A 24370-nucleotide genomic window follows, 5' to 3' on the forward strand; every position below is an offset into this window, starting at 1 on the left:
ATGCGCAGACTCAAATGGATCCTCATGGGCATATTCGCCCTGTTTCTGTTCCTGTTCCTCGACTACACGTTGCCGACCAAGACCACGGTGCGGGTGACCAACGTCTACAACCGGCTGACCGATATCGGTCCGCTCGTCGGTATGTTCTACGCCTCGGCGGATTCGGGGACCGAGACGAATGCGCAGGGCCAGCGCGACATCCGCTTCATCGACACGGCGCGCGCGAACGGCAAGGTCATGGTCTATCGCAATGAGGATACCGGCTGGATCTGGCCGCCCTATTTCAAATACGACAGCTCGAACCTTCAGGCCGAGGCTTCGGATGCGCAATCGACCAGCGAAGCGCCGAAATGGGTCAGCGTCACCAGTTACGGGTGGCGGATTCCGATGATTTCGGCCTATCCAAACGCGATTTCGATGAGACCCGTCGCCGGACCCGACGTGAATCCGACCAACTGGGGCCTGATCATCTTCACGGTCCTGATCCTTGCGTTTCTGCTGCTGTTCTGGCGGATGTGGGCGCAATTCCGCGAACGCACCATCGACCCGACGCTTGCCCGCGCCGACGCGGCGTGGAACCGGGTCGAGGATGGTGCGGACGCAGCCCGCGACCGCGTCGTCACCCGTGCGACAGACGCAAAGGGCCGGTTTCGCGGCTGGCTTGACAGTTGGCGGGGAAAACCCCGGAAATGACGGTGCAGCGCAATCCGGGAACCCCACTGACACCGGACTGGTTCGCCGATATCCGCATCAACACCCCCGCCACCCTGCGCCGCGCGGCAAGCCTGCCGGCGCGCCGCAGCCTGAAAAAGGAATGGCAGGCGGCATGGCTGCTGAACGCGGTGCGCTGCATCGACCTGACCACGCTTGCCGGTGACGATACCGTCGACCGGGTCGAGCGGCTTTGCGCCAAGGCGCGCCAGCCGATCGCGCCCGAGGAGCTTGCCGCGATGGGGGTCGAGGGGCTGACGACCGGGGCGGTCTGCGTCTACCCGACCATGGTCGCCACCGCCAAACGCGCGCTTGGCAACAGCGGCATTCCCGTCGCCAGCGTCGCGACCGGTTTTCCCGCCGGGCTGATGCCCTTGGATCTGCGGCTGGCCGAGATACGCTATGCCGTCGATCAGGGCGCGGACGAAATCGACATCGTGATCACCCGCGCCCATGTGCTGGGCGGCGATTGGGCGGCGTTGTATGATGAGATCCGTGCCATGCGCGAAGCCTGCGGCGCGGCACGGATGAAAGCCATTCTGGCGACCGGCGATCTGAAATCGCTGGAGAATGTGGCCCGCGCCAGCCATGTCGCCATGCAGGCGGGGGCGGATTTCATCAAGACCTCGACCGGGAAAGAAGGCGTGAACGCCACGCTTCCGGTCAGTCTGGTGATGACCCGCGCCATCCGTGAATATCATGCCCTGACCGGCCACAAGGTCGGGTTCAAGCCGGCGGGGGGGCTCAAGACCGCCAAGGACGCGATCAACTGGGAAGTCCTGATGGCCGAGGAACTGGGGCGCGACTGGCTGTCGCCGGACCTGTTCCGGATCGGCGCCTCGAGCCTGTTGGGCGATATCGAGCGCCAGATCTCGCACCACCTGACCGGCCGCTATTCGGCCGCCTATCGCCACGCCATCGCCTGACGGAGAGGGGGACGCCGTGAATAGCATCGCAAAGATCATGGAGACGATGGAATACGGGCCATCGGTCGAGGATAGCGGCGCGGTCCGCGAATGGTTGGCCGGGCACCCGCGCTGGGGCCATTTCATCGGCGGCAAGTTCACGAAGCCTGGCAAGGGGTTCGACACCATCGACCCCGCGACGGGCGAGGTGCTGGCGCATATCAGTCAGGGAACGGTCGGCGATGTGACGGCTGCGGTCCGCGCCGCCCGGCGCGCCCAGCCGGGTTGGGCGAAGCTGTCGGGGCATGAGCGTGCGCGGTTCATCTATGCCATCGCCCGCACCATCCAGAAGCGCGAGCGGTTCCTGTCGGTGCTTGAGACGATGGATAACGGCAAGCCGATCCGGGAAAGCCGCGACATCGACATCCCGCTGGTAGTCCGTCACTTCTATCATCACGCCGGCTGGGCCGAGTTGCGGGACAGCGAATTCCCCGACCATGCGCCGCTTGGCGTCTGCGGGCAGATCATTCCGTGGAATTTTCCGCTGCTGATGCTGGCGTGGAAGATCGCGCCGGCACTGGCGGCGGGCAATACCGTGGTGCTGAAGCCGGCCGAATACACGCCGCTGACCGCGCTGGCCTTCGCCGAGATCTGCGCCGCCGTGGGATTGCCGGCGGGCGTGGTGAACATCGTGACCGGGGACGGTGAAACCGGCGCGGCCCTTGTCGATGCCAAGGTCGACAAGATCGCCTTCACCGGCTCGACCGAGGTCGGCCGCGCCATCCGCGCCGCCACCGCCGGTTCGGGCAAGCGGCTGACGCTGGAACTGGGCGGCAAGTCGCCCTTCGTCGTCATGCCCGATGCCGATCTGGATGCGGCGGTCGAAGGCGTCGTCGATTCGATCTGGTTCAATCAGGGGCAGGTCTGCTGCGCGGGCTCGCGGATATTGGTGGCCGAGCAGGTCGCGGACGCATTCGAGACCCGGTTGCGCCACCGGCTTTCGCATCTGCGCATGGGCCCGCCGCTGGACAAGTCGACCGATATCGGCGCCATCGTCCACCCGGTGCAAAAGGCGCGGATCGAGGCGATCGTGGCCGAGGGCATCGCCGCCGGCGCCGAACTGGTCGGCGGTGAGACCGGCGATGGCTGCTTTATCGCCCCGGGCTATCTGAAGAACATCACCCCGGCGAACCCGGCGATGGCGCAGGAGATCTTTGGACCGATCGCCACGCTGTCGAGCTTTCGCAACGCCGATGAGGCGGTCGAGCTTGCGAACAACACCCGCTACGGGCTCGCGGCCAGCGTCTGGTCGGAAAGCGCGGCGGTGGCAACCGACATCGCGGCGCAGATCCGCGCCGGCGTGGTCTGGGTGAACTGCGCCAATCTGTTCGACGCGGCCGCGCCTTTCGGCGGCATGCGGGAAAGCGGTTTCGGGCGCGAGGGCGGACGTGTCGGGATGCTCGACTATCTGGCGCCGCCGCCGGTGAAACCGGCAAAGGCGGCCGATGCGGGGCGGCTGTCGGCGATGCCGCATGAAGGCGCCTCGGCCGGGGGCATCGGCATTGACCGGACGCCAAAGCTGTATATCGGCGGTGCGCAGAAGCGGCCGGACGGCGGCGCCTCATATGAGGTAAAGGGCGGTCTGGTGCCGTTCGGGAACCGCAAGGATATCCGCAACGCGGTCGAAGCCGCCGCGAAATCGGTGAAATGGGCCGGGATGGGCGGCCATGGACGGGCGCAGGTGCTGTATTACATCGCCGAGAACCTGTCGGCGCGGGCCGAGGATTTCGCCCGCCTGACCAGCAAGCCCGAGGTCGATGCCGCCATTCGCCGCTGTTTCCATTATGCCGCGCAGGCCGACAAGTTCGATGGCCGCGCGGTCCATGCCAAGGCCGGTCATGTGACGCTGGTCCTGCCCGAGCCCTGGGGGGTGATGGGCGTGATCTGTCCCGAAGAAGCGCCTTTGGCCGGGTTCCTGTCGCTGGTCCTGCCGGCGATCGCGATGGGCAATAACGTGGTGGCGCTGCCGTCTCAGCAAGGCGCGCTGGCGGTGACCGAGCTTTATCAGGTGTTCGACACCTCGGACCTGCCGGGCGGTGTGGTGAACATCGTCACCGGCCCCCATGCCGATCTGGCCAAGACCCTGGCCCAGCATGACGAGGTTGCCGCCATCTGGTCGACGCCTGCACAGCGGCGGTTGGTCGAGGCGGAAAACGTTGGCAACCTGAAGGCCACATGGACCCCGGCGCCCCGTGACTGGCTGGGGCCGCAGGCCCAAGGGGTCGAGTTTCTGGACCATGCCGTGCAATGGAAGACGGTCTGGCAGCCCTATGGCGCGCTGCCGGACGGTGGCGCCGGCGCGAAATACTGATCACTGTCCGGGGCGTATGAGACAGCCGGGGGTTTTGCACCCCCGGACCCCCGCAGGATATTTGTGCAAGAAAGAAGGCTGCGGCAAAGAAGGCTGCGGCAAAGAAGGCTGCGGCGTCAGATACGGGCGCCGCCGGTCTTGTCGAACAGGTGGATGTCTTTGCGGGCAACGCTGAGGCGGATCTCATCGCCCAGCGGCTCGCCCGAGGGCAAGGCGACGGTGATCGGTTCGTTCTGAACCTTGCCATGGACAAGGCGTTGCGCGCCCAATTCCTCGACGGCGAGGATTTTCATGGCGATCGGCCCTTGCGGGTCGGGTTTAAGATCCTCGGGGCGTATTCCGATCAGGCCGGCATGGGCGGTGCCGGGCAGGTTCGGCAGCGCCGTGGCGGGGATCAGGTTCATCGCCGGGCTGCCGATGAAGCTGGCGACAAAGGCCGATGCGGGCTGACGATAGACATCAAGCGGCGTTCCGATCTGTTCGACGCGACCGGCCGACAGGACGACCAGACGGTCCGCCAGCGTCATCGCCTCCAACTGGTCATGGGTGACATAGATCGACGTCGTGCCGAGACGCTTCTGCAACTGCTTGATTTCAAGCCGCATAGTGACGCGCAGTTTCGCGTCAAGGTTCGAAAGCGGTTCGTCAAAAAGGAAGGCGGCGGGTTCGCGGACGATGGCGCGGCCCATGGCGACGCGCTGACGCTGGCCACCCGACAGGGCGCGGGGCTTGCGGTCCAGATAAGGGCCGATCTGCAGGATCTGCGCGGCCTCATCGACGCGGCGTTCGATCTCGGCCCGGGGGGTGCCGCGGTTTTTCAGCCCATAGGCGAGGTTCTGGCGCACCGACATATGCGGGTAAAGCGCGTAGTTCTGAAACACCATGGCGATGTCGCGGTCGGCGGGCTCGATGTTGTTCACCACCCGGTCGCCGATCCGGACCGTGCCTTCGGTGATGCTTTCCAGCCCGGCGACCATGCGCAGAAGCGTGGACTTGCCGCAGCCGGACGGCCCGACCAGCACGATGAATTCGCCGTCGGCGATGTCGATGCTGACCTCGCCGATGGCCCGGGTTCCGCCGGGGTAGACCTTGCCGACATTGTCCAGAGTGATTGAAGCCAAGATTATTTCTCCGTCTCGACAAGGCCTTTGACGAACAGCCTTTGCATGGCAATGACCACGGCGACGGGCGGCAGCATCGCCATGACGGCGGTGGCCATCACCAGATGCCATTGCGGCAACCCGTCCACCGCGTCGGCCATGCGCTTGATGCCCGCGACGATGGTGTAATAGCTGGAATCGGTGGTCACCAGCAGCGGCCACAGATACTGGTTCCAGCCATAGATGAACAGGATCACGAACAGCGCCGCGATATTGGTGCGCGACAGCGGCAGAAGGATGTCGCGGAAGAATTTCATCGGCCCGGCGCCGTCGATCCGCGCCGCCTCGGTCAGCTCGTCCGGGATGGTCAGGAACACCTGCCGGAACAGGAACGTGGCGGTCGCGGACGCGATCAGCGGGATAGACAGGCCGGCATAGCTGTTCAGCAGCCCGAGGCCCGCGACGACCTGAAAGGTCGGTACGATCCGCACCTCGACCGGCAGCATCAGGGTGATGAAGATGCACCAGAAGGCAAGGTTCCGCATCGGAAAGCGGAAATAGACGATGGCGAAGGCCGAGAGGACCGAGATCACGATCTTGCCGATGGCGATGGCCAGCGCCATGATCAGGCTGTTCAGCATCATCATGCCGACCGGCGGCGTGCCGCTGGTCGACAAGCCGCTGTCGAGCATCCGGCTGTAATTCTCGACCAGATAGGGGCCGGGCAACATCGGGATGGTGCCCGAAGAGAAATCGGTTGCCGTATGGGTCGAGGCGACAAAGGCGATCCAGACCGGCATCGCCACAAGGGCTATGCCGAAGATCAGCACCAGATGCGCCAGAAGGTTCAACCCGGGGCGGTTCTCGATCATCAGTATTCGACCTTCTTCTCGACCCAGCGGAACTGGATCACCGTCAGCGCGATGACGATCAGCATCAGGATCACCGATTGCGCGCCCGAACTGCCCAGGTTCTGGCCGACGAAGCCGTCGAAATAGACCTTGTAGACCATGATGTTGGTGGCCTGCGCCGGCCCGCCCTCGGTGGTGCTGTCGATGACGGCGAAGGTGTCGAACATGGCGTAGACGATGTTCACGACCAGCAGGAAGAAGGTGGTGGGTGAGATCAGCGGCAGGGTGATGGTGAAGAAGCGCTTGACCGGGCCGGCGCCGTCGATGGCGGCGGCTTCGCGCAGCGAGGCCGGAATGGACTGAAGCCCGGCGACGAAGAACAGGAAGTTGTAGCTGATCTGCTTCCATGCGCTTGCGATCACCACCAGCAGCATCGCGTCGCGCTTGTTGGAGATGTGGTTCCAGTCATAGCCAACCTGATCCAGCAGATAGGGCAGGATGCCGATGGTCGGGTTGAAGATGAACCACCACAGGATGCCGGCGACGGCGGGTGCGACCGCATAGGGCCAGACCAGCAGCGTGGTATAGACCTGCGCCGATTTGATCATCCGGTCGACGGCAACCGCCAGCAGCAGCGAGAAGCCCATCGACAGGACCGTCACCGAAACCGCGAAGATCGCCGTCACCTGAAGCGAGTTCATGTATTCCGGACTGCCGAGCAGCCGCCAGTAGTTGTCCATGCCGACAAAGGTCGATCTGGTTCCAAAGGCGTCTTCGCGCAGGAAGCTTTGCCAGACGGCCTGGGCGGCCGGCCAGATAAAGAAGATGAAGGTGACCGCCAATTGCGGGGCCAGCAGCAACCAGGGCAGAAACTGGTTATTAAAGATCGTGCGCTTCATCTTGTCACTCGGGCCGGTGAGCAGGGGGGCCGTGCGCCGGGCACGGCCCCCGAACGTCGGTTTACTGGTTCTGAGCCTGGAATTCCTCGATCAGCTTGTTGCCACGCTCGACCACGCTGTCCAGCGCGCCCTGGGCGTCCTTGGACCCGGCCAGAAGCTGTTCGAATTCCTCGTCGATGACGCCGCGGATCTGGACATAGTTGCCAAAGCGCAGGCCCTTGGAATTCTCGGTCGGCGGGTTCAGCGTGATCTGCTTCAGGCCCGTATCGGCGCCCGGATTTTCGGCGAAGAAGCCCGACATCTGGTCCGCAGCCGCCTGGGTGATCGGCAGATAGCCCGAGAACGAGGCCCAGTCCGCCTGAACCTCGGGGCTGGAGAGATATTCGAAGAACTTCGCCACCCCGGCATATTCCGCATCCGGACGGCCCGAAAGCACCCACAGCGTGGCCCCGCCGATGATCGAGTTCTGCGGCGCGCCCTCGACATCGTCGTAATAGGGCAGCATGCCGAAGCCCAGTTCAAAGTCCTTGGCGTTGGCGATGACGCCGGCGCGGCTGGCCGAGCTGTTCATGATCATCGCGCATTCCTGCGAATAGAACATCGGCGGGGCGTTGTCGCCGCCGACCGGGCCGCCGTATTTGAAGATGCCCTCATCGGCCCATTTCTTCAGGTTGGCCCAATGCTTGACCTGCACCGGCCCGTTCAGCGACAGCCGGGCGTCAAGGCCGCCGAAGCCGTTTTCCAGCGTGCCGATCGGCTGGTTGTGCCAGGCGCTGAAATTCTCGGACTGGATCCAGCTGATCCAGCCGGTGGTGAAGCCGCAGGTGGCCGCGCCCGAATCCTTGATCTTCTTCGAGAATTCCTCGACTTCGCCCCAGGTCTTGGGCGGGGTGTTCGGGTCGAGCCCCGCCTTCTCGAACACGGTCTTGTTGTAATACAGGATCGGGGTCGAGCTGTTGAAGGGCATCGACAGCATGTTGCCGTCGGTATCGGTGTAATAGCCGACGACCGCCGGCAGGAAGGCGTTCTGGTCGAAGGTCGCGCCCTGATCCTTCATCAGTTGATAGACCGGGACGATGGCGCCCTTGGCGGCCATCATGGTGCCGGTGCCGACCTCGAACACCTGCACGATGGCGGGCTGTTCCTTGGCGCGGAAGGCCGCGATGGCGGCGGTCATGGTTTCGGGATAGGTGCCCTTGTACGAGGGGACGATCTTGTAATCGCTCTGGCTGTCGTTGAAGCCCTTGACGATTTCCTCGAGTTTCGCGCCCAACTCGCCGCCCATGGCATGCCACCACTGGATTTCGGTCTGCGCGTAAGCCCCGCTTACCGAGACGATCAGTGCCAATGCGGATGCGCTAAGTATTTGTTTCATAATATTTCCCCTCCTGTTGAGGTTGCGGTTTGCCCTAGCGGTCTACTGGACGGCTGTGACAGGTCAGCAACCTTTTTATGACGGAAATGTGACAGTCTTGGACCAATTGGTCAACGCCGGTCCGCAGAACCGGGGCCGGCGCGTGGACAATGGCGGATTTGCCGGGATTCAGGCGCCTTCGGTCCTGCCGAACAGGGATTTCACCCAAGCGATCAGGGGAAATAATGTGGCCTCCAGGACCGGGTTGATGACGTATTTGGCGACCGGAATCAGGATCAGGCCCAGAATCAGTCCGAAGATGCCGTCGAAGAACGCGGTCACCGCCCAAGCCGCTATGCCCGGTATCTGCGGCAGCGCGGCCGCGGCGGCCTTCGCGGCCTCGGATATCCATTCATAGGGCTGCGCCATGCCCAGTTCGTGCAAGCCGTGGGATATGATCTGGCCACCGACCCAGATCATCGCGGCGGTTCCGACGATGGACAGGGTTTTCATGAAGCCGGGCATGACCTTGACGATTCCCCGGCCAAAAGCGGCAAGCAGGCCGCGCCGGCTGGTGGCCAGACGGACGCCGACATCGTCGGCCTTTACGATCAGCGCGACGAAACCATAGACCCCCACGGTGATGGCGATCGCGACGATCCCCAGAATCACCGCCTTCATCCAGATCACGTCATCTGCCGGAATGCTGGCAAGGGCGATGGTCATGATCTCGGCCGACAGGATGAAATCGGTCTTTATCGCGCCGGCCACGCGCTGTTCCTCCAACGCGCTGCCGCTGGACCCGGGATGGGTGTATTTTTCGCTGTCATAATTGTCGGAATGGCTGCCGAAAAGCTGGGCCACCTTCTCGGCGCCCTCATAGCACAGATAGCCGCCGCCGATCATCAGCAGGGGCGATATCAGCCATGGCGCGAAGGCCGAAAGCAAAAGCGCGATCGGCAGCAGGATGATCAGCTTGTTGAACAGCGACCCGCGCGCGATCTTCCACACGATCGGCAGTTCGCGCGACGAATCGAAGCCCTGAACATATTTCGGGGTGACGGCCGCATCGTCGATGACTGCGCCGGCGGCTTTTGCACCCGCCTTGGCCGCCTGTCCCGCCACATCGTCGATCGAGGCCGCCGCGACCTTTGCAATCGACGCCACATCGTCCAGAAGCGCAATCAAGCCGCTCATTCGATTTCTCCGCTACCCTGTCCGCCAAAACTGCCCGGCCAATGATCCAAGGGCAAGCTTGGTTCCGGCAATTCGTGCAAACGGGCCCGAAACAGGCTCCGCCCGCATCAGGGAATGACGCGGGCGGTCTTTTCGCGGCAGATCATCGGAACGCGCGTCAGATGACGATCAGCGGCGTTACATTTTCGGCATCAGGACGGCGTCGATGACGTGGATCACGCCGTTCGACTGCTTCACGTCGGGGATCGTGACCGTCGCCTGAGTGCCGTTTTCGTCGGTCAGGACCAGCGCCTTGTCGGAATCGCGGATCGAGGCGGTCAGCACGCAGCCGCCCAGTGTCTCGATCTTGTGGCTGCCGCCCTCATCCATGATCATCTTGCCGATGGCTGGCGACATCGCGTCCGCAGCGACGGCATGGCAGGTCAGCACCTTGGTCAGCTTTTCCTTGTTTTCCGGCTTCAGAAGGTCATCCACCGCCCCCGCCGGCAGTTTCGCAAAAGCCTCATTCGTTGGGGCGAAGACGGTGAAGGGACCCGCCCCCGACAGGGTTTCGGCCAGACCGGCGGCCTTGACCGCGGCGACAAGCGTCGTGTGATCGGCCGAGTTCATGGCGTTTTCGACAATGTTCTTATTGGGGAACATCTCGGCGCCGCCCACCATCGGATTCTGCGCGAACGCGGCGGGCGCGGCAAGGGTTGCGACAAGTGCAATGGTCGCCAGCGGCTTGAGATTAAATTTAAACATAAACTTTTCCTCCGGTATCCGGCGGCGGGTCATCCGCCACCGCTGACCAGAGACACGTAGGGAAACCGGGAAAGTTGCGCCTGATCTTTCCGTCGGGGCATCACAGAGTCGTGAGCGGCGCGATCGCCATCACCTCGCCGGTCGGCGCCCCCGTGGGCGATCCCCCCAGAGGTTCGTCCGAGACGGCAAGCTGCACCGCCGCCGCCGGAGCCACTCCCGGCACCAGTTCCGGCGGCAGGTTCACGCTGGCCGTGCCATCACGCGGCACAAGGCCCAGCGACACCGGCGCCTTACCTTCGCCTGCGATCCACCACAGTTCCAGATCGCGTCCCTCGGGGGGGCCCCCTGCCGTCAGCGTCACCTTCATGGCGCGGCCATCAAGTCGCGCCTCGACCCGCAAGCCGGTGGTCTCGGAAACCAGATCGGCGGCGTATTTCGGGGCGGTATCGAACGGATAGATCATGATCGCCACAGCGACCGCGCAGATGGCGATGGCCCCCGACAGCCAGGCTTTCCAGCCCGCGAACCAGCCGCCTGACGCGCGTGCCGGGGCACGCGGTCGGCCCATGGGCTGATCACGTTGGCCAAGCGCCTGCTGAATTCCGGCCCAAGCTTCTTTCGGTACCGGTTCGGGTGGCACCTCATCCACCATGGCGGCCAGCCGTTCCTGCCACAGCCGGACCTTGGCGGCGAAAGCGGTGTCGCGCCCAAGGCGGTCACGAACCGTCAGCATCTCCTCCGCCGGCAAAAGGCCAAGCGCATATTCGGCGGCCAGCGCCTCGTCTTCCTCATCGGGGGGCAGCACGATGTCGCTCATTGGCCGATACAGTCCTTCAGGCGCAGCAATCCGCGGCGCAGCCAACTGCGCACGGTGTTGATCGGCGTGCCCGAACGCTCGGCCAGATCGGCATAGCTCGCGCCCTCAAGATAAACCGTCCGCAGCGCATTGGCCTGCGTCTCGCCGATCTGCTCCAGACAGGATTCGAGCAGCCGGCGCTGCTGTCTGCGGATGGTTTCTTCCTCGGGGCCAGGGGTGGGTGAAGCGACCGACGCGGCCACCTCGGCGGGCGCCTGCACCGGGCGGCCCTGTCGCGCGCGCAGACGGTCGATGGCGCGATTGCGGGCAATGGTGATCAGCCAGGTCATCGGTGACAGGCCGTTCGCCGCATAGCGGTCGGCGTGATTCCAGATCTGGATGAACACGTCCTGCAGGGTCTCTTCGGCGGCAGCGCGGTCTTTCAGCACCGACAAGCAGACCGCATGCAGCTTGCCCGAGGTCGCCTCATACAGCGACTCGAACGCCTGCCGGTCGCCAAGCGCGACCCGGGCGATCATAGCTTCAACCTCGGCCCGGCGCTGATCCAGCAAAAAAGCGTTCCTTTCGCGCTGCTCTGCCTTGGTAATGCCCCTAACCGCCCGGCGTCAACGCCGCTGACCTTGCGTATGGCGGATGAATGCGCGATCAAGTTCCGGATCACTGCATGAGAGGCCGAAAATGCTGGACGCGAACGCCAAACCCACCGAAGAGATCGACCTGCGCGAAGTATTCGGTCTGGACAGCGACATGAAGGTCAAGGGCTTCGCCGAACGGACCGACCGTGTGCCGGACGTCGACAGCACCTATAAATTCGATCCCGATACGACTTTGGCGATCCTCGCGGGCTTTGCCTATAACCGCCGGGTGATGATCCAAGGCTATCACGGCACCGGCAAATCCACCCATATCGAGCAGGTCGCAGCGCGGCTGAACTGGCCCTGCGTGCGGGTGAACCTTGACAGCCACGTCAGCCGCATCGACCTGATCGGCAAGGATGCGATCAAGCTGGTCGACGGCAAGCAGGTCACCGTCTTTCACGAAGGCATCCTGCCCTGGGCGCTGCGCAACCCGACCGCGATCTGCTTTGACGAATATGACGCCGGCCGCGCCGATGTGATGTTCGTGATTCAGCGCGTGCTGGAGGCCGACGGCAAGCTGACGCTGCTGGACCAGAACGAGGTCATCACGCCGAACCCGTTCTTCCGCCTGTTCGCGACGGCAAACACCGTGGGTCTGGGCGACACTACCGGGCTTTACCACGGCACCCAGCAGATCAACCAGGGCCAGATGGACCGCTGGTCGCTGGTCGCGACGCTGAACTATCTTTCCCATGACGCCGAGGCCGCGATCGTTCTGGCCAAGAACCCGAACTACAACAACGAAAAGGGTCGCAAGGTCATCAACCAGATGGTCACGCTGGCCGACCTGACCCGCACCGCCTTCATGCAGGGCGATCTGTCGACCGTGATGTCGCCGCGCACGGTGATCTCATGGGCGCAGAACGCCCGCATCTTCGACAGCGTGGGTTACGCCTTCCGGCTGACCTTCCTGAACAAATGCGACGAGCTGGAGCGCCAGACAGTCGCCGAGTTCTATCAGCGCCTGTTCGACGAGGAACTGCCGGAAAGCGCTGCGGCGAAGGCGGGGTGATGCGGAGGGGCGCTAATGCGCCCCCCGAATTTCATTCAGCGCGGCCATGGCCAGAAATCCTGACCGGGTGAGGCCCAGTTGCGTGGCAGCAGTGTCGACCGCATCAAGCGTTCCCGCGTCCAGACTTACATTCACCCGGCGTTGTTTCGAGGTGCGTCGAATATATGGCACAGCAATCAGGAATGCCCCTGCGGCCAGCTCATTGGCCACATCCGCCGCGACCTCATGCAGGCTGCGGGGATGGCGCAGGGGTTCATCCTCGAACCAAAGCTCTAGCGCCTCGGCGGCATTCGGCAGGATGTCCTTCTCCTCATCGGCTGCAGAAAAGCAGCCCGGCAGATCGGGAAAGCTGATGCCAAAAGCGCTGTCTTCGTCCTTCTGGACCAAAGCAAGAAAACTTTTCATTCCTTTTCCTCCAACCAACCAGCCATTCGGGCGATGCTGCGGGCCGTACCAAGCGGCAAATCTTTCTTTGGATGCGGTACGATCAGGCTCTGGCCATTCTTTCGGTATTTATGGTGCGATCCCTTTACCGAAATCAGCTGCCAACCCTCGGCCTCAAGACGCCGGATGATGGCGCGACTGTTCCGCTCAATCTGCATAGTGTGTATATATGTGTGACGTAAACTTCCCTGTCAACCTGTCTCGACAGTGCGCCTAAACTGTCGGAAAAAGAGGCTATGAGCAAAGCAGACACCCTCGCCGATGCGATCAGAAAGGCGCCGATTGCAGCAACTCCTGCGCTTGCCTTCTGCCTGCTGGCGGCGCTTGGCATTCTGCCGGGCAGAGCGGCTTGGGCGAATTTTGATCCCAAGTTTAAGCCCATGGAACAGTTTGTGGTTAAACCGGCCAAGCCTGATGCCCCTGCCGGCCAACTGATGCCACTGCCCGCCCATTTCTTGCCCATCGACCTAGACCAGCGCGCCAGTGACCAAGCCTTCGTCCAGAACCGTTGCGCCGGGCTGGTCATGGCGGTTCAGGCCATCACCCCGATGGAGGTCAGCAATCCCCTGACCGGCGTCGACCACTCGCGTGCGAAGCCGCTAGAATGGGCGGCGGGGGTTGATGATAAGGCCAGTTTCCCGTTAGCGGGCAAGGACGAGCAACGCGGATATGCGGCTGATTATTTCAGCATCTTCGGCCCTCCGACGGCCACGCAGACCTTTACCGACCTGCCGGTCTATGTTCAGGATAAGGCGCGCTGTCTGCCGCTTCTGAAATACCTCAAGAACTGACGCAGGCACTGGACGGAACGCGGCAAAAAGAACAGGCTTAGTACCATGAACAAATCCGACAACCCCGCCGATCCGTTCAAGAAGGCCCTGACCGAGGCGACGCGCGCGTTGGCCGACGATCATGAGCTGAACGTGACCTTCACCGCCGATCCCTCGGGGGTGGCGGGCGATACGATGCGTCTGCCGCAGGTCAGCCGGCGGATGACGCGGGACGAAATCTTGCTGGCGCGCGGCACCGCCGATGCGCTGGCGATGAAGCTGCGTCACCATGACGACGCCGTGCACGCGAAATACGCCCCCGCCGGTCCGATGGCGCGCGAGTTGTATGAGGCGATGGAAACCGCGCGCTGCGAGGCGCTGGGTGCCCGCGACATGCCGGGCGCGCTGTCCAACATCGACGCCAAGATCGGCGCCGAGGCCGGGCGCAAGGGCTATGGCCAGATGCGCGCCCCCGCCGATGCGCCGCTTGCCGTGGCCGCCGGTTATCTGGTCCGGCAACTCGCCACCGGCCGGCCCTTGCCGCCCGCCGCGCAACATATCACCGACCTGTGGCGCCCGTTCATCGAGGAACAGGCCGCCGACGCGCTTGGCGATCTTGACGACAGCCTTGCCGATCAGGCGGCTTTCGCGCGGCTGGCGCGCCGGGTGATCGGTGATCTGGGCTATGGCGATCAGCTTGGCGAAGACCCGGACGAGCCTGAACAGGACGAAGGCGACGAGAACGCCGAGCAGGAGGACGAGGCAGGCGACAACCAGTCCTCGGAACCCGATGACAGCGACGATGCCGAGGCCAGCCCCGAACGCAGTCAGGAACAGCAACAGGACGAACGGCAGGCGCAGGTCAGCACCGACGACCAGTCGGACGAGGACATGTCGGACGAGGCCGATATTTCCGACGCCGAACTGCCCCCCGACCAGCCCCCCCCCGTCAGCGACGCGAACCCGGATTACAAGGTCTATACCCAGGAATTCGACGAGGAAATCAAGGCCGAGGATCTGGCCGAACCGGCCGAGCTGGAACGCCTGCGCGCCTATCTGGACAAGCAGCTTGAACCCCTGCGCGGCGCGGTGTCGCGGCTGGCCAACAAGTTGCAGCGCCGGCTTCAGGCCCAGCAGAACCGCAGTTGGGAATTCGACAAGGAAGAGGGCGTGCTGGACGCCGGGCGGCTGGCGCGCGTGGTGGCGAACCCGACCACGCCCCTGTCGTTCAAGGTCGAAAAGGACACCGAGTTCCGCGACACCGTGGTGACGCTGCTGATCGACAATTCCGGCTCGATGCGCGGGCGGCCGATCAGCATCGCGGCGATCTGCGCCGATGTTCTGGCCCGGACGCTGGAGCGCAGTCAGGTCAAGGTCGAGATCCTCGGCTTTACCACCCGGGCGTGGAAAGGCGGCCAAAGCCGGGAAAAATGGCTGGCGAACGGGCGCCCGGCACAGCCGGGCCGGCTGAACGACCTGCGCCACATCATCTACAAGGGCGCCGACGCCCCTTGGCGGCGGGTGCGGCCGAACCTTGGTCTGATGATGAAGGAAGGGCTGCTGAAGGAAAACATCGACGGCGAGGCGCTGGAATGGGCGCATCGTCGTCTTGCCCGCCGGCCCGAGGCGCGCAAGATCCTGATGGTGATCTCGGATGGGGCGCCGGTCGATGACAGCACGCTGTCGGTGAACCCGGCCAATTTCCTTGAACGCCACCTGCGCGACGTGATCGCCATGGTCCAGCGCCGCAAGCAGGTGGAACTGCTGGCCATCGGCATCGGCCATGACGTGACGCGATATTACGACCGGGCGGTGACGATTACCGATGCCGAGCAATTGGGCGGCGCGATGACCGAACAGCTGGCGGCGCTGTTCGACAACGATCCGCGCAAGCGCGCCCGGGTGCTGGGCATATCGGCCATGCGCCGGGCGATGTGAGATGCGGCGCGCTATTGCGGTCGCGCTGACGCTGGCGATGCTTGCCGGATGCGTTGGTCCCGGCAGCCGCGCGGTGCCGGCTGCGCCGCCGGACAGCTATGAAAAGGCGCTGGTCGCGGGCTATCAATCCGACATCCGGGTATTCGGCGACAGCGCCGGTTCGGGTCTGCCGGGCGATCCGATGGGGCGGGCCGCGATCCGGCGCATGGCCGACCGCCGGCTGGATGTGCTGGCCCTGTCGGGTGGCAGCGATGGCGGGGCTTACGGCGCCGGCGTTCTGACCGGCTGGACCAAACGCGGCGATCGGCCCGAGTTCACCGTCGTGACCGGGGTTTCGACCGGCGCGCTGATCGCCCCGATGGCGTTCCTTGGCTCGGCCTATGATGAGCGGCTGGAGTATTTCTATACCCAGACCAGCGCCGACGACATCCTGATTTTTCGGCCTTTGTCCGTGCTGTTTGGCGCCACCGCGGTTGGCGACAGCACACCGCTTCGTGGCCTGATCGAGAACACGGTGACGCCGCAGATGGTCGATGCGATCGCGGCCGAAAGGGCCAAGGGCCGGATGCTGCTGATCGGCACGACCAATCTGGACGCCCAGCGACAGGTGGTTTGGGACATCGGCCGGATCGCGGCCTCGGGACAGCCGGACCGGGTAAGGCTGATCCGGCAGATCCTGCTGGCCTCGGCCTCGATACCGGGGGCGTTTCCGCCGGTCGAGATCGACGTGACGATCGACGGTAAGCCCTATCAGGAAATGCATGTGGACGGCGGCGTGACCCGGGGCGTGTTTGCCTTTCCCCCCGGCTTCGCCCTGCCGCATGGATCCGGGCCGCGCAACCTGTGGACGATCCGCAACAACAAGCTGGCGCCGGAATATGCGGCGGTGGGGCAGAATGCGCTGGCCATCTCGGCCACCAGCGTCGGCACGCTGATCAAGTCACAGGCGCGGGGCGACATTCAGGCGATGCGGGCGCAGGCCCGGGCCGAGGGGTTCACCTTTCATCTGGCAGCGGTCCCGCCCGATTTCCCGCGGGCGCCCAATACGCCGTTCGATACGAAATATATGCGGGCGCTGTTCAGCACCGGCCAGAAACAGATCCTTTCCGGTCAGGCGTGGCGGAAATTGCCGGATCAACTGATGGCACCCGCGGTGCCGCGCCAACCTCAACCAGCAGCCGAAGGTTAACATGGGCTTTCAGAACTTTACCGATCTATCCAACCCCGCCGCCCATCCGCCGCGTCTGGCGGCGCTGCGCAAGGTGATGGCGGCGCGGGCGCTGGACGGGTTTCTGGTGCCCCGCGCCGACGCCCATCAGGGCGAATATGTCGCCGATGCCGATGCCCGGCTGCGCTGGCTGACGGGGTTCAGCGGCAGCGCCGGCTTTGCCGCGATCACCGCCGACCGCGCCGGCGTGTTCATCGACGGGCGCTATCGGGTTCAGGTCAAGTCCGAGGTCGATCCGGATCATTTCACCCCGGTGCCTTTCCCCGAAACGACGCTCGCGACATGGCTCTGCGAGGCATTGCCCGACGGCCGCCGCGTCGGCTTTGACCCGTGGCTGCACACGCGCAAGGAGATCTCGGAACTCGAGGCGGCGTTGGACGGCTCGGGCATCACCCTTGCCCCGGTCGATAATCTGGTCGACGAGATCTGGACCGACCGGCCGGAGCCTCCGGCGGGGAAGGCGCGCCTTCACCCCGAGGCATTCGCCGGAGAGACTGCGGGGGATAAACGGCACGCGATCGCCGCCGCGCTGCGTGCGGCCCATCAGGCGGCGGCGGTCATCACCCTGCCGGATTCGATCTGCTGGCTTTTGAACATCCGCGGCCATGATGTGCCGCGAAATCCGGTCGTGCAGGGATTCGCGGTGATCGAGGATAACGGCCATGTCGCGGTATTCGCCGATCCGGCCAAATTCAGCGCCGAGCTTCGCGCCGCCTTGGGCAACGAGGTCAGTTTCCTGCCCGCCCATGCCTTTGAACCCGCCTTGGCCAATCTGACCGGGCCGGTGCGCGTCGATCCGGCAACCGCGCCCGATCAGGTCTTTCGCCAGCTTGAACAGATGGGCACCCCGGTCTCACCCGCGCCCGATCCGGTGATCCTGCCCAAGGCGCGCAAGAACGCGGCCGAGATCGCCGGCATGCGGGACGCCCATTTGCGCGACGCGGCGGCGGTCGTGCGCTGCCTGCACTGGATCGACCAGCGCGCGCCCGATCTGGCGAACGCGCCGCTGACCGAGATCGACGTGGTCCGCCAGCTAGAGCAGTTCCGTGTCGCGGTGGGCATCACCGACATCAGTTTCGAGACGATCTGCGGCACCGGCCCGAACGGGGCGATCAACCATTATCGCGTCTCGGAATCCAGCAACCGGCGGATCGCGCCCGATGATCTGCTGCTGCTGGATTCGGGCGGCCAATATGTCGACGGGACCACCGATATCACCCGGACCATCCCGATGGGGCAGATCCGGCCGGATCAGCGCGCCGCCTATACCCGCGTGCTGCAGGGCATGATCGCGGTCAGCCGGGCACGGTTTCCGCGCGGTCTGGCCGGCCGCGACATCGACCCGCTTGCGCGGGCGCCGTTGTGGATGGCCGGACAGAATTACGACCACGGCACCGGCCACGGCGTCGGCGCGGCGCTGAGTGTGCATGAGGGGCCGGTGCGGATCTCGCGGATCTCGGAAATCCCGCTGGAACCGGGGATGATCCTGTCGAACGAGCCCGGCTATTATCAAGAGGGCGACTACGGCATCCGCATCGAAAACCTGATCGTGGTGCGACAGGCGCCGCCGTTGGGCGACGACCGCCCGATGCTGGATTTCGAGACCCTTACCTTTGCCCCCATCGACCTGCGGCCGATCGACGCTCTGATGCTGGCGCCGGGCGAACGGGCGTGGCTGAACGATTATCACGCGCAGGTGCGGGACAAGATCGCGCCGCTGGTCGACGGCGAGGTCCGCGACTGGCTGATCGCGGCGACCCGGACGCTTTAACGGGGAATGGTTTGGCCGATGTGCAGCGCACCGCGTTCGCGGGCCAGTTGCACCTGCCGTTCGCGTTCGCGAAACCGCGCGCGGTCGGCTTCGGAATAGCTGCCGGCGCAGTGATGACAGGCAACGCCGGGCTCGTATTCCGGGCGTTCCATATCGGCGGGCGACAGCGGGCGCCGGCAGGCGTGGCACAGCGCGTATTCGCCCTGCGCAAGCCCGTGCCGCAGGCTGACCCGGCCGTCGAATACAAAGCATTCGCCCTGCCACCGGCTTTCGCTTTGCGGCACCTCCTCAAGGTATTTGAGGATTCCGCCTTTCAGGTGAAACACCTCCTCGACCCCTTGCGACAGCAGGAAATTGGTCGATTTCTCGCAGCGTATGCCGCCGGTGCAGAACATGGCGATGCGCTTGCCGCGGAACCGGTCGGCATTGGCGCGCCACCAGTCGGGAAACTCGCGAAAGCTGGTGGTGCCGGGGTTGATGGCGCCGGCGAATGTGCCGATGGCGACCTCGTAATCGTTGCGCGTGTCGATGACGGTCACGTCCGGGGCGTCGATCAGCGCGTTCCATTCCGCCGCCGGAACGTAATGGCCGGTCTGCGCCTGCGGATCGACGTCGGGTTGGCCCATAGTCACGATTTCCGACTTGATACGGACCTTCAGGCGGCCAAAGGGTTGTAGGGCGGCAGAGCTTTCCTTCCACTCCAGCCCCTCGCACCCCGGCACCGCGCGCAGGTGGTCGATGACGGCAAGAACAGCCTCGCGGTCGCCGGCGATGGTGCCGTTGACGCCCTCGCGCGCCAGCAGGATCGTGCCCTTGATGCCGCGGCCACAGCACAGTCTGGCCAACGGCCCGCGCAGGGCCTGCGGGTCGGGAATGCGGGCGAAGTGATAAAGGGCGGCGACGGTCAGCATCCGCGCCATTTGCCCGATTGCGTCGCGGCTTTCAACCGCGGATGGCGCGGGAAAAGCGTTGCCAGGCCGTAGGGGCCCCTTGCGGCGTGGCGGAAAATTCGCCAGCGTGGCAGAGCCTTGATCGGGGGACGTCGGATTATGGGAACAGCACTGATCGTCATCGACGTGCAGAACGATTTTTGTCCCGGCGGTTTGCTGGCCGTGGCCGGCGGGGATGAGATCGTCGCGCCGGTCAACGACATGATGCCCGATTACGACGCCGTCGTTCTGACGCAGGACTGGCATCCCATTGATCACACGAGCTTTGTGGACAACCATTCGGGTGCCGCGCCGTTCAGCACCGTCCAGATGCCCTATGGCCCTCAGGTGCTGTGGCCGCGCCATTGCGTCATCGGCACCCAAGGGGCCGCGTTTCACCCGGCACTGGCCGCCGATCTGGCCGAGATGATCCTGCGCAAGGGGTTCCGCGCCCAGATCGACGGCTATTCCGCCTTTTTCGAGAATGACCATGCGACCCCGACCGGGTTGGCCGGCTATCTGCGCGACCGGGGGCTGGACCAGCTTACCTTCGTCGGACTGGCGCTGGATTTCTGTGTAGCGTGGTCGGCGATCGACGCGGCCCGGCTGGGGTTCGACGTCCGCGTCCGGCAGGATGCATGCCGGGCGATAGACCTAGACGGTTCGTTGGACAACGCCCTTGCCGATATGCGCGGCGCCGGCGTGAGATTGGAGTGAACAATGGTCGATATCGCGACCCGGGTCTATGATCACAAGTGGAAGATCGACCCCATCGTCCGGTCTCTGATCGACGATGATTTCTATAAGCTGCTGATGTGTCAGTCGGTTTTCCGCAACAGCCCCGACACGCAGGTCACCTTCAGCCTGATCAACCGCAGCAAGTCGGTTCGTCTTGCCGATCTGATCGACGAAGGGGAATTGCGCGAGCAATTGGACCACATTCGCGGCCTGTCGCTGTCGCGCGGGGAATCGACCTGGCTGCGCGGTAATACGTTTTACGGCAAGCGCCAGATGTTCCGCCCCGATTTCATGGAGTTTCTGGAGGGGTTGCGCCTGCCGCCCTATCATCTGGAAAAGCACGACGGCCAGTATGAACTGACCTTCGAAGGCCGCTGGCCCGAGGTCATGCTGTGGGAAATTCCCGCGCTGGCCGTGATCATGGAGCTGCGTTCGCGCGCGGTTCTGAACGATATGGGCCGGTTTGAGCTGCAGGTGCTTTACGCCCGCGCGATGACCCGGCTTTGGGAAAAGATCGAGCGTCTGCGCGCCTTGGGGCCGGATCTGCGCATCGCCGATTTCGGCACCCGTCGCCGGCACAGCTTTCTGTGGCAGGACTGGTGCGTGCAGGCGATGATCGAGGGGCTGGGCCCGCGCTTCTCGGGCACGTCGAACTGCCTGATCGCCATGCGCCGCGACATCGAGGCGATCGGCACCAATGCGCATGAACTGCCGATGGTATTCGCGGCTTTGGCCAAGAATGACACCGAATTGCGGCAGGCGCCCTATCGGGTCTTGCAGGACTGGCACGAGGAGCACGAAGGCAACCTGCGCATCATCCTGCCCGACACCTACGGGACCAAGGGTTTTCTGGACGGCGCGCCGGATTGGCTGGCCGGCTGGACCGGCATCCGGATCGACAGCGGCGATCCCGCCAAAGGTGCCGAGATCGCCATCCAATGGTGGAAGGACCGGGGCGAGGACCCGCGCGAGAAACTGGTCATCTTCTCGGACGGTCTTGACGTTGACGAGATCGAGCGGCTGTTCCGCCAGTTCAACGGGCGGGTCAAGGTATCCTTCGGTTGGGGCACGCTGCTGACGAACGATTTTCGCGGATTGGCGGGCAAGGGGCTGGACCCGATATCGCTGGTCTGCAAGGCGGTTTCGGCGAATGGCCAGCCCACCGTCAAGCTGTCCGACAACCCCGAAAAGGCCATGGGTCCGCCCGATCAGATCGAGCGCTACAAGCGCGTGTTCGGCGTCGGTCAGCAGGAACGCATCGCCGTCGTGGTCTGACCCCGGGCAAGGGCGTCGCAGCCCGTCGCAGGCCGCGTTCCCTGTCTGTTAGGCGCGGTCCAGATTGGCGCCGATCAGCCCAGCGACCTGAACCGGATGGGTGGCGGGCAGCATATGCGCCGCGCCGGGCACTGTCGCGCGGCCGACATCGGGCAGACGCGCGGCCAGTGCATCGGCGATGTCGTGGATCACCGCCGGGCTTTCCGCGCCCGCGATCAGCATGACCGGCGCGTCGATCGCTTCAAGCCCGTCCTTGCGCAGGATGCGGCCGGTATCTTCGTAGAGCGATTTGTTCGAATACTGGACAAGCGGCATGCGTCTGATCATCGCCTCTTGCGCCGGGACGGGCAGGGCGTCGAAATCGGTCCCCCAGGTCGTCGTGAACATCCGCGTCGCGCCCCGGATATCGCCGGCCTTGAACAATGCGCCAAGCGCCTCGGCCCATCGCGCGTTTTCCGCGTTGCCCGGGGTGTCCCGAACGGCGGCGAAAAGCACCGGCTCGATCAGGGTCAGGGTGCGAATGGCCTCGGGCGCGGCCACCGCGATCCGCAGCGCAATGGTGGCGCCGAAGCTGTGCCCGATCAGGTCGATCGGCCGGTCGATCAGCTCGGCCGCGATGCGCGTCGACAGCGTGGCGTAATCAGGTCCGTCCGGGGTCGGCTGCCAGTCCGCGCTGCGGCCGTGACCGGGCAGATCAAAGCCGGTCAGCGCGACCCGGCCCTGAAGCTGATCGGCAACCCCCGTCCACAGCCCGGCCGAGCCCAGCATGCAGCTTATCGCAAGGGCGGGGCGGTCGGCGTCGCCGGGCCATGTCCGCAGCGCGGTTTCATGGCCCGCAAGATTGCGGCTGGCGAAGGCCGGCTCAGCCACCAAGGTCCGCCAGATATTCGTCCAGCATCTCCAGCCGGTCCTGTCCCCAGAACCGCTGATCGCTGTCGGTCACGATATAGAAGGGCACGCCGAACACGCCGGCGGTGACCGCCTGCTCCAGATTGCGGGCATAGGTTTCGGCGCCCAGCAACAGCCCGCTGTCGGCCAGCTTGGCGTCAAAACCGTTCGCGGTCAGCGCGGCGCGGATCACGTCATCCTGTGCAATGTCCTTATCCTCGGCCCAGACCGCGCGCAGGATCGCGCGCACCAGACCGCCCAGATCACCGCCCGCGCCCTTGGCGACCGCATCCTGCGCGGCGATGATCGCATAGGACGAAGGCGCCGAGTTGGTCGGCCAATGCGCCGGGTGCAGGTTGAACGGCATGCCCAGCCGCTTGCTCCACCGCATCAGTTCCTGCGCCCGGTATTCAAGGCGCGCGGGCGGGCGGTCCTTTGGCGCAAGACCACCCACCCGCGGGAAAAGCGCCATCGAATCAATCGGCTTATAGGTGATCGTTGCGCCGTGCCGCTTGGCTATCTGTTCCAGCCGGTCACCGGCCAGATAGCAATAGGGGCTGAGCGTCGACAGATAATAGTCGATTGCGGGCATCATACACTCCATGTTTGCGGGCAGGCTAACCCGGTGTTAATCGGGGTGCAATCCAGCGAATCCCCCGCGACCGGCAACGACCCGGCGCGACCAGACATAGGACGCCCCGATGCCCGCAATGACCGAACCGAAGCTGATCGCCGGCAATGGTAACCGACCCCTGGCATTGGCGATGGCCCGACGCATGTCGATGCATCGCGGCATGAACGTCAGTCTGGTCGAAGCCCGGGTCGAACGGTTCAACGATCAGGAAATCTTCGTCGAGGTCTATGACAACGTGCGCGGCGAGGACATGTATATCGTGCAGTCGACCTCGAATCCGGCCAATGACAACCTGATGGAGTTGCTGATCATGACCGACGCGCTACGCCGGTCCTCGGCGGCGCGGATCACGGCGGTGATCCCCTATTTCGGCTATGCCCGTCAGGATCGCCGGGCAAAAGCGCGCACCCCGATCAGCGCCAAGCTGGTGGCCAACCTGCTGACCGAGGCGGGGGTGGACCGGGTGCTGACGCTGGACCTGCACGCGACGCAGATTCAGGGGTTCTTCGACATTCCGGTGGATAACCTTTATGCCGCACCGATCTTCGCGCTGGATGTAAAGCACCATTTCCGCGACCGCATGGACGATCTGATGGTGGTTTCACCCGATGTCGGCGGCGTGGCCCGCGCGCGCGAGCTGGCGCAGCGTATCGGGGCACCGCTGTCGATCGTGGACAAGCGCCGCGAAAAGGCGGGCGAGGTCGCCGAGATGACCGTCATCGGCGATGTGCGCGGCAAGACCTGCATCATCGTCGACGACATCTGCGACACCGCCGGGACGCTGTGCAAGGCGGCGGAGGTGCTGATCGAAAACGGCGCGACCGAGGTTCACAGCTATATCACCCATGGTGTCCTGTCCGGCCCGGCGGTCGAGCGCATTCAGAACTCGGTCATGAAAAGTCTGGTGATCACCGATTCGATCGAGCCGACCGAAAAGGTCAAAGCCGCCTCGAACATTCGCATCGTGCCGACCGCGCCGATGTTCGCCCAGGCGATCCTGAACATCTGGAACGGCACCAGCGTATCGTCGCTGTTCGAGATCGAGACGTTGGGCCCGATCTATGAAGGGCTTTATACCGCCGCTTGAATCTCCGCCCAACGGGTTCAGGGCAGACCGTCTCCGCCACGCCCGGCCCCTGCGCGTTCCCTCACCCGT

The 24370-nt window shown here is 64.4% G+C and carries 24 protein-coding genes; 11 read left to right on the top strand and 13 right to left on the bottom strand.

From position 1 onward, the window contains the following. Genes ACFSCT_RS13485 through ACFSCT_RS13495 form a run of 3 tightly spaced genes read left to right on the top strand, consistent with a single transcriptional unit; the run spans window position 1 to window position 3987 of the window. The gene (locus ACFSCT_RS13485; protein WP_379143516.1) at window positions 1-693 is read left to right on the top strand and encodes a DUF1523 family protein; all 693 of its coding nucleotides are present in this window, start codon (window positions 1-3) and stop codon (window positions 691-693) included. Then, a complete protein-coding gene (gene deoC, locus ACFSCT_RS13490; RefSeq protein ID WP_379143518.1) occupies window positions 690-1637 on the top strand; it encodes a deoxyribose-phosphate aldolase in 948 nt (315 codons plus the stop codon). The genes ACFSCT_RS13485 and deoC overlap by 4 nt, the downstream gene beginning before the upstream one ends. Before the next feature lie 16 nt (window positions 1638-1653). After that, window positions 1654-3987 carry an aldehyde dehydrogenase family protein gene (locus ACFSCT_RS13495; protein WP_379143520.1) on the top strand — a complete coding sequence of 778 codons (2334 nt, stop codon included), beginning with the start codon at window positions 1654-1656 and terminating at the stop codon, window positions 3985-3987. Between the two features lie 116 nt (window positions 3988-4103). On the opposite strand, the gene ACFSCT_RS13500 is transcribed toward ACFSCT_RS13495, so the two are convergent. The 8 genes from ACFSCT_RS13500 to ACFSCT_RS13535 form a co-directional block, all read right to left on the bottom strand. After that, on the bottom strand, window positions 4104-5108 hold the full coding sequence (locus tag ACFSCT_RS13500; protein ID WP_379143522.1) for a sn-glycerol-3-phosphate import ATP-binding protein UgpC: 1005 nt from the start codon (window positions 5106-5108) through the stop codon (window positions 4104-4106). A 2-nt stretch (window positions 5109-5110) separates the two neighbouring features. Beyond that, on the bottom strand, window positions 5111-5959 hold the full coding sequence (gene ugpE, locus ACFSCT_RS13505) for a sn-glycerol-3-phosphate ABC transporter permease UgpE (protein ID WP_379143524.1): 849 nt from the start codon (window positions 5957-5959) through the stop codon (window positions 5111-5113). Further along, window positions 5959-6837, bottom strand: a complete 879-nt coding sequence (ugpA, locus tag ACFSCT_RS13510) for a sn-glycerol-3-phosphate ABC transporter permease UgpA (protein ID WP_379143525.1) — start codon at window positions 6835-6837, stop codon at window positions 5959-5961. Before ugpA ends, ugpE begins: the two co-directional genes overlap by 1 nt. A gap of 61 nt (window positions 6838-6898) precedes the next feature. Next, the gene (ugpB, locus tag ACFSCT_RS13515) at window positions 6899-8212 is read right to left on the bottom strand and encodes a sn-glycerol-3-phosphate ABC transporter substrate-binding protein UgpB (RefSeq protein ID WP_379143527.1); all 1314 of its coding nucleotides are present in this window, start codon (window positions 8210-8212) and stop codon (window positions 6899-6901) included. Between the two features lie 168 nt (window positions 8213-8380). Then, the gene (locus ACFSCT_RS13520; protein ID WP_379143529.1) at window positions 8381-9388 is read right to left on the bottom strand and encodes a DUF808 domain-containing protein; all 1008 of its coding nucleotides are present in this window, start codon (window positions 9386-9388) and stop codon (window positions 8381-8383) included. A gap of 177 nt (window positions 9389-9565) precedes the next feature. Further along, window positions 9566-10132: a fasciclin domain-containing protein gene (locus ACFSCT_RS13525; protein WP_379143531.1), complete on the bottom strand. Its 567-nt coding sequence runs from the start codon at window positions 10130-10132 to the stop codon at window positions 9566-9568. A gap of 100 nt (window positions 10133-10232) precedes the next feature. Further along, entirely contained in the window at window positions 10233-10949 is a 717-nt protein-coding gene (locus ACFSCT_RS13530) for an anti-sigma factor (protein ID WP_379143533.1), read from the bottom strand. Further along, on the bottom strand, window positions 10946-11500 hold the full coding sequence (locus tag ACFSCT_RS13535) for a sigma-70 family RNA polymerase sigma factor (protein ID WP_379143535.1): 555 nt from the start codon (window positions 11498-11500) through the stop codon (window positions 10946-10948). The genes ACFSCT_RS13530 and ACFSCT_RS13535 overlap by 4 nt, the downstream gene beginning before the upstream one ends. Window positions 11501-11627: 127 nt before the next feature. On the opposite strand from ACFSCT_RS13535, the gene cobS reads away from it, so the two are divergent. Then, window positions 11628-12599 carry a cobaltochelatase subunit CobS gene (cobS, locus tag ACFSCT_RS13540; RefSeq protein WP_379143537.1) on the top strand — a complete coding sequence of 324 codons (972 nt, stop codon included), beginning with the start codon at window positions 11628-11630 and terminating at the stop codon, window positions 12597-12599. 12 nt (window positions 12600-12611) lie between these two features. Here cobS and ACFSCT_RS13545 read toward each other — a convergent pair whose 3' ends face one another. Then, complete coding sequence (locus ACFSCT_RS13545) at window positions 12612-13004, bottom strand: type II toxin-antitoxin system HicB family antitoxin (RefSeq protein WP_379143539.1); 393 nt, start codon at window positions 13002-13004, stop codon at window positions 12612-12614. Beyond that, window positions 13001-13201 (bottom strand): type II toxin-antitoxin system HicA family toxin, encoded by a 201-nt coding sequence (locus ACFSCT_RS13550; RefSeq protein WP_379143541.1) that lies wholly within the window; start codon window positions 13199-13201, stop codon window positions 13001-13003. The genes ACFSCT_RS13545 and ACFSCT_RS13550 overlap by 4 nt, the downstream gene beginning before the upstream one ends. A gap of 78 nt (window positions 13202-13279) precedes the next feature. Between ACFSCT_RS13550 and ACFSCT_RS13555 the strand changes: the two genes are divergently transcribed. The 4 genes from ACFSCT_RS13555 to ACFSCT_RS13570 are packed head-to-tail and all read left to right on the top strand — an operon-like array spanning window position 13280 to window position 18750. After that, on the top strand, window positions 13280-13834 hold the full coding sequence (locus tag ACFSCT_RS13555) for a hypothetical protein (protein WP_379143543.1): 555 nt from the start codon (window positions 13280-13282) through the stop codon (window positions 13832-13834). A gap of 45 nt (window positions 13835-13879) precedes the next feature. Continuing rightward, complete coding sequence (gene cobT, locus ACFSCT_RS13560) at window positions 13880-15751, top strand: cobaltochelatase subunit CobT (protein ID WP_379143545.1); 1872 nt, start codon at window positions 13880-13882, stop codon at window positions 15749-15751. Window position 15752: 1 nt separating this feature from the next. Beyond that, window positions 15753-16940 carry a patatin-like phospholipase family protein gene (locus tag ACFSCT_RS13565; protein WP_379143547.1) on the top strand — a complete coding sequence of 396 codons (1188 nt, stop codon included), beginning with the start codon at window positions 15753-15755 and terminating at the stop codon, window positions 16938-16940. Window position 16941: 1 nt separating this feature from the next. Further along, the gene (locus ACFSCT_RS13570; protein ID WP_379143549.1) at window positions 16942-18750 is read left to right on the top strand and encodes an aminopeptidase P family protein; all 1809 of its coding nucleotides are present in this window, start codon (window positions 16942-16944) and stop codon (window positions 18748-18750) included. Here ACFSCT_RS13570 and trhO read toward each other — a convergent pair. Continuing rightward, window positions 18747-19661, bottom strand: coding sequence for an oxygen-dependent tRNA uridine(34) hydroxylase TrhO (gene trhO, locus ACFSCT_RS13575; RefSeq protein ID WP_379143551.1), 915 nt, complete (start codon window positions 19659-19661; stop codon window positions 18747-18749). The two genes, ACFSCT_RS13570 and trhO, sit on opposite strands and share 4 nt — an antisense overlap. Window positions 19662-19799: 138 nt before the next feature. Between trhO and pncA the strand changes: the two genes are divergently transcribed. Then, window positions 19800-20396, top strand: a complete 597-nt coding sequence (pncA, locus tag ACFSCT_RS13580; protein ID WP_379143553.1) for a bifunctional nicotinamidase/pyrazinamidase — start codon at window positions 19800-19802, stop codon at window positions 20394-20396. Window positions 20397-20399: 3 nt separating this feature from the next. Then, window positions 20400-21692 (top strand): nicotinate phosphoribosyltransferase, encoded by a 1293-nt coding sequence (pncB, locus tag ACFSCT_RS13585; RefSeq protein ID WP_379143555.1) that lies wholly within the window; start codon window positions 20400-20402, stop codon window positions 21690-21692. A 48-nt stretch (window positions 21693-21740) separates the two neighbouring features. Here the strand turns inward: pncB and ACFSCT_RS13590 are convergent, their stop codons facing one another. Both ACFSCT_RS13590 and ACFSCT_RS13595 read right to left on the bottom strand, forming a co-directional pair. Next, window positions 21741-22562 (bottom strand): alpha/beta fold hydrolase, encoded by an 822-nt coding sequence (locus ACFSCT_RS13590; protein ID WP_379143557.1) that lies wholly within the window; start codon window positions 22560-22562, stop codon window positions 21741-21743. Beyond that, window positions 22555-23172 (bottom strand): 2-hydroxychromene-2-carboxylate isomerase, encoded by a 618-nt coding sequence (locus tag ACFSCT_RS13595; protein ID WP_379143559.1) that lies wholly within the window; start codon window positions 23170-23172, stop codon window positions 22555-22557. The genes ACFSCT_RS13590 and ACFSCT_RS13595 overlap by 8 nt, the downstream gene beginning before the upstream one ends. A gap of 109 nt (window positions 23173-23281) precedes the next feature. Between ACFSCT_RS13595 and ACFSCT_RS13600 the strand changes: the two genes are divergently transcribed. After that, complete coding sequence (locus tag ACFSCT_RS13600; protein WP_379143561.1) at window positions 23282-24301, top strand: ribose-phosphate pyrophosphokinase; 1020 nt, start codon at window positions 23282-23284, stop codon at window positions 24299-24301. Window positions 24302-24370: the final 69 nt, after the last annotated feature.

It is taken from the genome of Paracoccus pacificus (assembly GCF_042680785.1).
Lineage (GTDB): Bacteria > Pseudomonadota > Alphaproteobacteria > Rhodobacterales > Rhodobacteraceae > Paracoccus > Paracoccus pacificus.

Bases quoted from the DNA above. Each gene is read 5' to 3' on its own strand.
- ugpB (WP_379143527.1), bottom strand. From the start codon at position 8,212: ATGAAACAAATACTTAGCGCATCCGCATTGGCACTGATCGTCTCGGTA.
- pncB (WP_379143555.1), top strand. From the start codon at position 20,400: ATGGTCGATATCGCGACCCGGGTCTATGATCACAAGTGGAAGATCGAC.
- cobT (WP_379143545.1), top strand. From the start codon at position 13,880: ATGAACAAATCCGACAACCCCGCCGATCCGTTCAAGAAGGCCCTGACC.
- trhO (WP_379143551.1), bottom strand. From the start codon at position 19,661: ATGCTGACCGTCGCCGCCCTTTATCACTTCGCCCGCATTCCCGACCCG.
- deoC (WP_379143518.1), top strand. From the start codon at position 690: ATGACGGTGCAGCGCAATCCGGGAACCCCACTGACACCGGACTGGTTC.
- ACFSCT_RS13550 (WP_379143541.1), bottom strand. From the start codon at position 13,201: ATGCAGATTGAGCGGAACAGTCGCGCCATCATCCGGCGTCTTGAGGCC.
- ACFSCT_RS13530 (WP_379143533.1), bottom strand. From the start codon at position 10,949: ATGAGCGACATCGTGCTGCCCCCCGATGAGGAAGACGAGGCGCTGGCC.
- ACFSCT_RS13570 (WP_379143549.1), top strand. From the start codon at position 16,942: ATGGGCTTTCAGAACTTTACCGATCTATCCAACCCCGCCGCCCATCCG.
- ACFSCT_RS13555 (WP_379143543.1), top strand. From the start codon at position 13,280: ATGAGCAAAGCAGACACCCTCGCCGATGCGATCAGAAAGGCGCCGATT.
- ugpE (WP_379143524.1), bottom strand. From the start codon at position 5,959: ATGATCGAGAACCGCCCCGGGTTGAACCTTCTGGCGCATCTGGTGCTG.
- cobS (WP_379143537.1), top strand. From the start codon at position 11,628: ATGCTGGACGCGAACGCCAAACCCACCGAAGAGATCGACCTGCGCGAA.
- ACFSCT_RS13520 (WP_379143529.1), bottom strand. From the start codon at position 9,388: ATGAGCGGCTTGATTGCGCTTCTGGACGATGTGGCGTCGATTGCAAAG.
- ACFSCT_RS13600 (WP_379143561.1), top strand. From the start codon at position 23,282: ATGCCCGCAATGACCGAACCGAAGCTGATCGCCGGCAATGGTAACCGA.
- ACFSCT_RS13525 (WP_379143531.1), bottom strand. From the start codon at position 10,132: ATGTTTAAATTTAATCTCAAGCCGCTGGCGACCATTGCACTTGTCGCA.
- ACFSCT_RS13565 (WP_379143547.1), top strand. From the start codon at position 15,753: ATGCGGCGCGCTATTGCGGTCGCGCTGACGCTGGCGATGCTTGCCGGA.
- ACFSCT_RS13595 (WP_379143559.1), bottom strand. From the start codon at position 23,172: ATGCCCGCAATCGACTATTATCTGTCGACGCTCAGCCCCTATTGCTAT.
- pncA (WP_379143553.1), top strand. From the start codon at position 19,800: ATGGGAACAGCACTGATCGTCATCGACGTGCAGAACGATTTTTGTCCC.
- ACFSCT_RS13485 (WP_379143516.1), top strand. From the start codon at position 1: ATGCGCAGACTCAAATGGATCCTCATGGGCATATTCGCCCTGTTTCTG.
- ACFSCT_RS13545 (WP_379143539.1), bottom strand. From the start codon at position 13,004: ATGAAAAGTTTTCTTGCTTTGGTCCAGAAGGACGAAGACAGCGCTTTT.
- ugpA (WP_379143525.1), bottom strand. From the start codon at position 6,837: ATGAAGCGCACGATCTTTAATAACCAGTTTCTGCCCTGGTTGCTGCTG.